This is a genomic window from Candidatus Streptomyces philanthi (genome assembly GCF_059553635.1).
Window position 1 is genome coordinate 1 of sequence record NZ_JCANQV010000286.1, and the last position, 6,978, is coordinate 6,978.

General features: G+C 73.2%; 8 protein-coding genes. 4 read left to right on the forward strand and 4 right to left on the reverse strand.

Annotation, left to right across the window (positions count from 1 at the left end):
• The 3 genes from efeB to AC51EU_RS24670 form a co-directional block, all read left to right on the forward strand.
• The coding region (gene efeB, locus AC51EU_RS24660) for an iron uptake transporter deferrochelatase/peroxidase subunit (protein ID WP_496269254.1) at window positions 1-1,106 on the forward strand (1,106 nt) is incomplete at its 5' end.
• Between the two features lie 78 nt (window positions 1,107-1,184).
• Window positions 1,185-2,177, forward strand: coding sequence for an iron uptake transporter permease EfeU (gene efeU / locus AC51EU_RS24665; RefSeq protein ID WP_496269255.1), 993 nt, complete (start codon window positions 1,185-1,187; stop codon window positions 2,175-2,177).
• Window positions 2,089-3,024 (forward strand): SCO2278 family lipoprotein, encoded by a 936-nt coding sequence (locus AC51EU_RS24670; RefSeq protein WP_496269261.1) that lies wholly within the window; start codon window positions 2,089-2,091, stop codon window positions 3,022-3,024. The genes efeU and AC51EU_RS24670 overlap by 89 nt, the downstream gene beginning before the upstream one ends.
• Before the next feature lie 12 nt (window positions 3,025-3,036).
• Here the strand turns inward: AC51EU_RS24670 and AC51EU_RS24675 are convergent, their stop codons facing one another.
• Both AC51EU_RS24675 and AC51EU_RS24680 read right to left on the reverse strand, forming a co-directional pair.
• The gene (locus AC51EU_RS24675; RefSeq protein ID WP_496269256.1) at window positions 3,037-3,780 is read right to left on the reverse strand and encodes a bifunctional DNA primase/polymerase; all 744 of its coding nucleotides are present in this window, start codon (window positions 3,778-3,780) and stop codon (window positions 3,037-3,039) included.
• Window positions 3,781-3,958: 178 nt separating this feature from the next.
• Window positions 3,959-4,555 (reverse strand): TetR/AcrR family transcriptional regulator, encoded by a 597-nt coding sequence (locus AC51EU_RS24680; RefSeq protein WP_496269257.1) that lies wholly within the window; start codon window positions 4,553-4,555, stop codon window positions 3,959-3,961.
• 194 nt (window positions 4,556-4,749) lie between these two features.
• On the opposite strand from AC51EU_RS24680, the gene AC51EU_RS24685 reads away from it, so the two are divergent.
• Window positions 4,750-4,944 carry a DUF6243 family protein gene (locus AC51EU_RS24685; protein ID WP_496269258.1) on the forward strand — a complete coding sequence of 65 codons (195 nt, stop codon included), beginning with the start codon at window positions 4,750-4,752 and terminating at the stop codon, window positions 4,942-4,944.
• 47 nt (window positions 4,945-4,991) lie between these two features.
• Here the strand turns inward: AC51EU_RS24685 and AC51EU_RS24690 are convergent, their stop codons facing one another.
• The gene (locus AC51EU_RS24690) at window positions 4,992-5,951 is read right to left on the reverse strand and encodes a small ribosomal subunit Rsm22 family protein (protein WP_496269259.1); all 960 of its coding nucleotides are present in this window, start codon (window positions 5,949-5,951) and stop codon (window positions 4,992-4,994) included.
• Window positions 5,952-6,039: 88 nt separating this feature from the next.
• The coding region (locus AC51EU_RS24695) for a serine hydrolase domain-containing protein (protein ID WP_496269260.1) at window positions 6,040-6,978 on the reverse strand (939 nt) is incomplete at its 5' end.

Sequence of the window (6,978 nt, forward strand, 5' to 3'; positions counted from 1 at the left end):
CGTTCCGCGGAAGGCACCAGGCGGGCATCGCCACCGCCGTCCAGGACCGGCTGCACTTCGCCGCCTTCGACGTCACCACCGACGACCGCGACGCGCTGATCGCGCTGCTCAAGGAGTGGACGCGGGCGGCGGAGCGGATGACGGCGGGCGACGCGGTCGGTGACGGCGCGGTCGGCGGGCTCCCCGAGGCGCCGCCGGACGACACCGGTGAGGCGCTGGGCCTGCCCCCGTCCCGGCTGACCCTGACCTTCGGCATCGGCCCGACCCTGTTCGAGAAGAAGGGCAAGGACCGGTTCGGCCTCCGCTCCCGGCGGCCCGACGCGCTGGTCGACCTGCCGCAGTTCCCCGGCGACAACCTCGACCCGGCCCGCAGCGGCGGCGATCTGTGCGTCCAGGCGTGCGCGGACGACCCGCAGGTCGCGGTGCACGCGATCCGCAACCTGGCCCGCATCGGCTTCGGCAAGGTCGCGATCCGCTGGTCCCAGCTGGGCTTCGGCAAGACCTCGTCGACGACACCGGACGCGCAGACGCCGCGCAACATGTTCGGCTTCAAGGACGGCACCCACAACCTGTCCGGCGACGACACCGCCGGCCTGGACAAGCATGTGTGGGTGTCGGACAAGGACGTCAAGGGCGGCGCCTCCTGGATGGCCGGCGGCTCGTACCTCGTCGCCCGCCGCATCCGGATGCACATCGAGACCTGGGACCGTACCTCGCTCAAGGAGCAGGAGGAGGTCTTCGGCCGGGACAAGGCCGAGGGCGCGCCGGTCGGCAAGAAGCACGAGCGGGACGCGCCGCACCTGCCGTCGATGCTGCCCACCGCGCACGTCCGCCTGGCGCACCCGGACGCCAACGGCGGTATCCACATCCTGCGCCGCGGCTACTCCTTCACCGACGGCACCGACGGGCTCGGCCGGCTGGACGCGGGCCTCTTCTTCCTCGCCTACCAGCGCGACGTCCGCCACGGCTTCGTACCGCTCCAGCAGAAGCTCGCGCGGCACGACGCGCTCAACGAGTACATCCAGCACGTCGGTTCGGCGGTCTTCGCGGTGCCGCCGGGTGTCGGCCCGGCCGGCGACTGGTGGGGCCGGGCGCTGTTCGCCTGACCCCCGGCCGCGCCGGGCCGCCCGGTCGTCCGTCCACGTCAACCATCTGCACAACCTGAAGGAAGGGAAGGAACCGACGTGTTCGGCAACTACCTGATCGGTCTGCGCGAGGGGCTGGAGGCCAGCCTCGTCGTCTGCATCCTCATCGCCTACCTGGTCAAGACCGGCCGGCGCGAGGCGCTGCGCCCGGTGTGGACGGGCATCGCCCTCGCGGTGGTGCTGTCGCTGGCGTTCGGCGCGGCCCTCCAGTTCGGTTCGCAGACGCTGACGTTCCAGGCGCAGGAGGCGCTGGGCGGCTCCCTGTCGATCATCGCGGTGGGCCTGGTGACCTGGATGGTCTTCTGGATGCGGCGCACCGCGCGGCACTTGAAGAAGGAGCTGCACGGCAAGCTGGACGCGGCGCTGGCGATGGGCACCACTGCGCTGGTGGTCACCGCGTTCCTCTCGGTGGGCCGTGAGGGCCTGGAGACCGCGCTGTTCATCTGGACGGCGGCGCAGTCCGCGCAGGACGGCGTCCGGCCGCTGGTCGGCGCGCTGCTGGGCCTGCTGACGGCGGTCGCGCTGGGCTGGCTGTTCTACCGGGGCGCGGTCCGCATCAACCTGGCGAAGTTCTTCACCTGGACCGGCGGGATGCTGGTGGTGGTCGCCGCGGGCGTCCTGGCCTACGGCTTCCACGACCTCCAGGAGGCGGGCATCCTGCCGGGGCTGACCAGCCAGGCGTTCGACATCAGCGAGCAGATCCCCGCCGACAGCTGGTACGGCACCCTCCTCAAGGGCGTCTTCAACTTCCAGCCGGACCCGACGGTCCTTCAGGTCACGGTGTGGGCGCTGTATCTGGTCCCCACTCTCGGGTTCTTCCTCGCCCCCGGTAGGGTTGCGCCGAATCGTGCCACCCCGGCGGCCACCGCGTCCGCCCCGGTCGCCCCGAAGGAGCCCGAGCCCCATGACACGCAGGTCGCCGTTCCGGGTGCCCGCCACACTGATGTCCGCGGCGGCGGCGCTGGTGATACTGAGCGGCTGCGTGACGGTGCACGGCGAGCGGGAGATGCTGCCGGCGGTGACGCGGGCTGACGCCCAGAAGGCCCTCCAGCACTTCGTCGACGGGTTCAACAGGTCCGGCCGGACGTCCGACCCGGACCTCAACCCGTCGTACGAGGCGGGCGCGCTGCTCGGCATCGACCAGGCCGAGACGAAGATGCGGCGGGCCGTGAAGCCGCGCGGCAACCCGGACTTCGTCCCCCTGAAGCTCAAGGACCCGCGGTTCGTGGTGCCCAAGCAGGCGGGCTGGCCGAAGTACTTCCTCGCCGACGCCGTCAACACCGACGCCGGTACGCACTGGTTGCTGGCGTTCAGCCGGGACGGGCTCGACGCGCCGTGGCGCGCGGTCTACATGACGCCGCTGCCGGAGAAGTTCTCCGGGTTCGCCACGGACAAGGACGGCTACGCCGAGGCGGTGCCCGCCGACGGCGGCGACGCGGGCCTGACGGTCGCCCCCGGCAAGCTCAGCCGCAGCTACGCGGACTACCTCGCCACCGGCCGCGGCGACCTCTTCGCGCCCGGCCGCTACACCGACGCCTGGCGGGCCTCACGCGCCAAGAACGCCGAGCGTCCGGGCGTACGGCTCCAGTGGGAGGACCAGGCGGCCGGCTTCCCGCCCGTCGCGCTGCGCACGGAGGACGGGGGCGCGCTGGTGTTCTTCGCGACCTACTACCACCAGCAGAAGACCCTCTCGAAGGGGTCGACGCTCAACATCTCGCCGCAGATCCGGGAGATCATGGACGGCCCGGTGAAGAAGACGGGCCGGATGACGTTCACGACGCTGTCGAGCCAGTTGGTGAAGGTGCCGGCCAAGGGCTCCTCCGACAGGATCGTCTTCGTGAGCCGGCTGGAGGCGAAGACCTCGGCGAAGGCGCTGTAGCGGGGACCGCCGTCAGCGGCCGATCGGCCAGGCGGCGGTCTCGTGGTCGGGTTCCCGGTCGATGTACTCGGCGCAGGCGTCGGTGAGCGGCGTCAGCAGCGTCAGCGGGTCGGGCAGCGGGTGCTCGGGGCCGCGCAGCCAGGTCACGTCGGGCTGGTCGCCGGGGAGCCGGGACGGCGGGAGCAGGACGTAGCTGCCGCGGCAGTGCCAGCGCAGGCCGGGATGCTCGTCAAGGGTCTCGGGATGGCAGTCCAGTTCGCAGGGCCACCACTCGTCCTCGTCGTCCGGGGTGCCGCGGGTGGCGGTGAAGAACAGCATCCGGCCGTCGCCGAACCCCGCGCCGCTGAGGGTGACCGGGCCCACCGCGATGCCGTCCTGCTCCATCCGCCCGAGGGCGCTGCGGCCTGCCTCCACGGGCACGTCGAGGACGTCGTGGGCGATGCCGGTGGCGGTGACGAAATTGGCCTGCGGGAGGGTGCGCACCCAGGCGGCGACCTTGTCGCGGTCGGCGGTGGCGACGGTCTGCCAGCCGAACGAGACGGGGTGCCGGCCGGGCGTGGGACAGCCGATGCGCTCACAGGAACAGCCGTAGCCGGACGGATGCGCGGCCGGGGCCACGGGGAAACCCGCGTCGGCCGCCGCCAGCAGCAGGTCCTCGCGGCCGCGGGCGGCCGCCGATCCCGTGTCCGTCTCGCCGGCGTCGGATCCGCTCTTCGGCCGGCGCAGCCACTGGGAGAACCTGCTCTTGCGTTCCATCTATCCCCTCACTTCGAGCGGTGGTCTGGGGTCAATGCTGCCACCATCCTGCGCCTGGGGTGACCGCTGTGAGGATCCGGGGTACCAGAACACGCGTCGGACGCGGGCATTTCCCCCCAACACCGGCAAGGTGCCATGAGGGGGTCCGGACGGCCCCGCGGCGCACGGCGCGGCATCGTCAGCCCTGCGGACGCGCGGCGCGCAGCATCAGATCGACGAGCGTGTCGGTGAAGTCGTGGGACAGCTCCCCGGTGCGCATCAGCCAGCGCTGGGAGAGGGGCGCCAGCATCATCTCGGCGGCGATCCGGGTGTCGACGTCCGCCGCGATCCCGCCCGCCTCCTGGGCGGCCCGCAGCCGGTCGGCGTAGAGGGAGATGCCGGGCCCCAGGAGCCGGGAGACGAACGCGCGGGACAACTCCTCGTCACAGGCGCCCGCCGCCGCGAGCGCGCGGTAGGGCGCCTGGAACGCCGGGTCGTTGAACTCGTCGACGGTCGCCCGCAGCACCGCCTTCAGGTCCGCCGCCAGGTCCCCGGTGTCCGGCAGACCGTCCAGTGAATCACCGGCCTCCTCGGTGAACGCGTCCAGCAGGACCGCCGCCTTGGAGGGCCACCAGCGGTAGATGGTTTGCTTGCCGACACCGGCCCGTGAGGCGATGCCCTCGATCGTGAGCTTGTCGTACCCGGCCTCCCCGACGAGGGCGAGGGCGGCGTCGAAGATCGCCCGCCGGGAACGTTCGCTGCGGCGTGAGGCGTCGGGCGCGGTCTTGTTGGCCATGGAGGAAGTCTAGTCCGTGATGAGCCGAGACGTATCGTCTTGACAAGACGATACGTCTCGGCTCAGGGTGGTGACGGTCGGGGGTGAGACGCAGCGTCTCGCTTGATTCGTGGCGCCCGGTCGGCGCGACCGGCCGCCGCGGCTCCGGCCCCTGGCCCCCGTAAGCATCGACGTCAGCAGAAGGGACGAACCCCATGAGCAAGGGCAAGTCAGGCGGAATGCTCGGCGTGGGCGGCACCCGCAGCAATCTCTCCCGGGGCGCTCTGCGCGGCACCGGCCGCGGCGGCCCGCCCGGCGCCCACCAGGACGCGCAGACCCAACGCCGGGAACTGCTCCGGACGCTCCGGGAGGGGCGGAAGGGGAAGGGTGGGGAGGAGAAGGAGGGGTGAAGGCGGGGTGGTCTCCGCGCGGTTGCGGGGGCCACCCGGCCCCGCGGCTACCCCCGCCCCCACGCATCCCCCCAAGCCGCCCCCCGGGCCTCCCGGTACTCCTCGCCCTGGCGCTTGGTGACCGTGGTGCGGTGCAGGCCGTCCTTCGGGGTGCACAGGTCGAGGAGGACCTGGCCCTTGCGGATGAGGGGTTTGCGGAGGATGCGGGCGGGGGCCGGGGAGGCGGGGAGGGAGGTCGCGGCGACGTAGCTGTACTTCTCGTCCTCGTACGGGAGGGAGCCGCCCTTGACCCGGCGGTGGAGGGAGGAGCGGGCGACGCGGGCCGCGGCGTGGCACCAGTCCTCGCCCGGTGTGATCGGGCAGGTCTCGCCGTGCGGGCAGGGGGCGACGATCCGCAGTCCGGCGGCGGTCAGCTGGTCGCGGGCCTCGCGGATGCGGAGGTAGCCGTCGGGGGTGCCCGGCTCGACGAGGACGACGGCGGGCGCGGCGGCGGCCGCGGCGACCACGGCACGGCGGTCGTCCGGCGTCAGCTCGCCCAGGACGTACGAGACGGTGACCAGGTCCGTGCCGTCGGGGACGGTCAGACCGTCGCCGATCGCCTGGCGCCGCCAGTCGGTGCCGGGCAGCGTCCCGGAGGCCAGTTCGCGGCCGAGGTCCAGGGCGGGCTGCGCCCAGTCCAGGACGGTGCTGCGGGCGGCGGCGTCCCAGGTCGCGGCGACGGCCCAGGTCGCGGCGCCGGTGCCGCCGCCGATGTCGGTGTGGGTGGCCGGCGACCAGTCGGGCAGCCGGTCGGCGAAGGCGGCGAGGGCGGCGCGTACCGCCTCGAACGTCGCGGGCATCCGGTAGGCGGCGTACGCGGCGACATCGGCGCGGTCGCGGAGAACCGGGGCGTCGGTGGGGGTGGTGCCGCGGTAGTTGGCGATCAGCCGCTCCACGGCCTGCGTGGCCCGGGTGGGCGGCAGGCCGTCGAGCAGGCCCGCCAGGGCGGCGCGCAGTTCGTCGTGCATCCGGAATATTTTACGGGCCCGCCCGTTGCGCCCCGTACTTCACCGCAGCCGGTGGCCGCGACGTCCCGCGCCGCGCCCGACGACCGTCTCACCCCGTCCCCGCCACAGCCCGCGCCAGACACGTCGCGGCGGCCGCACGCGGCCCGCTCCCCCCGTTGGCCCGCCGCGGGTGGACGGTGTTGGCGAGCAGGACGAGGAAGGTGTCGCTGGCGCGGTCCAGGACGAGGCTGGTGCCGGTGAAACCGGTGTGCCCGGCGGCGCCGCGTCCGGCGAGTTCGCCCATGAAGTACGACTGGTCGACGGCGAAGCCCAGGCCGGGCGGGTCGAGCAGGGCGGCGACAGCGCGTTCCCCCAGGACACGGGTGGTGCCGTAGGTACCGCCGTTGAGCAGGGTCCGGCACAGGACGGCCAGGTCCTGGGCGGTGGAGAAGAGGCCGGCGTGCCCGGCGACGCCGCCGAGGGCCCAGGCGTTCTCGTCGTGCACCTCACCGCGCAGCAGTCCGCGGTCCGCCTTGGCCCACGGCCGGCGCTGGTCCTCCGTGGCGGCGACGCCGGGCGGCGCGAGCGGGCCGTAGGAGGTGCTGGCCATGCCCAGCGGGCCGGTGATCCCGTCGCGGACGAGGACGTCCAGCCGCTCCCCGGTGATCTTCTCCAGGATGAGCTGGAGGGCGATGAGGTTGAGGTCGGAGTAGCGGTACGCGCCGCCCGGCACTCCCTCGGGGGCCGCCGCCTCCTCCCACAGCAGCGCCAGCTGGGCGGCGCGCCCCCGCCGTTCGTACAGCGGCAGTTCGGGGCGCAGTCCGGAGGTGTGGTCGAGGAGGCGGCGGACGGTGATGCCGGGGGCGAAGGCGGGCAGCTGGCCGCGGACCTCGTCGTCGAGGGCGAGGCGGCCGCGTTCGACCTGTTGGAGGGCGGCGACGGCGGTGAAGAGTTTGGTGAGCGAGGCGAGGTCGAAAACGGTGCCGACGCGCATCGGTTCCCACAGGTCGCGGGGGAGGTCGAGGCCGCGGCCGCGCTCCGGGGCGTA

Coding starts and splice junctions, on each gene's coding strand:
- AC51EU_RS24675 (WP_496269256.1), bottom strand. CDS start 3,780: ATGGAACGCAAGAGCAGGTTCTCCCAGTGGCTGCGCCGGCCGAAGAGC.
- AC51EU_RS24690 (WP_496269259.1), bottom strand. CDS start 5,951: ATGCACGACGAACTGCGCGCCGCCCTGGCGGGCCTGCTCGACGGCCTG.
- AC51EU_RS24680 (WP_496269257.1), bottom strand. CDS start 4,555: ATGGCCAACAAGACCGCGCCCGACGCCTCACGCCGCAGCGAACGTTCC.
- AC51EU_RS24670 (WP_496269261.1), top strand. CDS start 2,089: ATGTCCGCGGCGGCGGCGCTGGTGATACTGAGCGGCTGCGTGACGGTG.
- AC51EU_RS24685 (WP_496269258.1), top strand. CDS start 4,750: ATGAGCAAGGGCAAGTCAGGCGGAATGCTCGGCGTGGGCGGCACCCGC.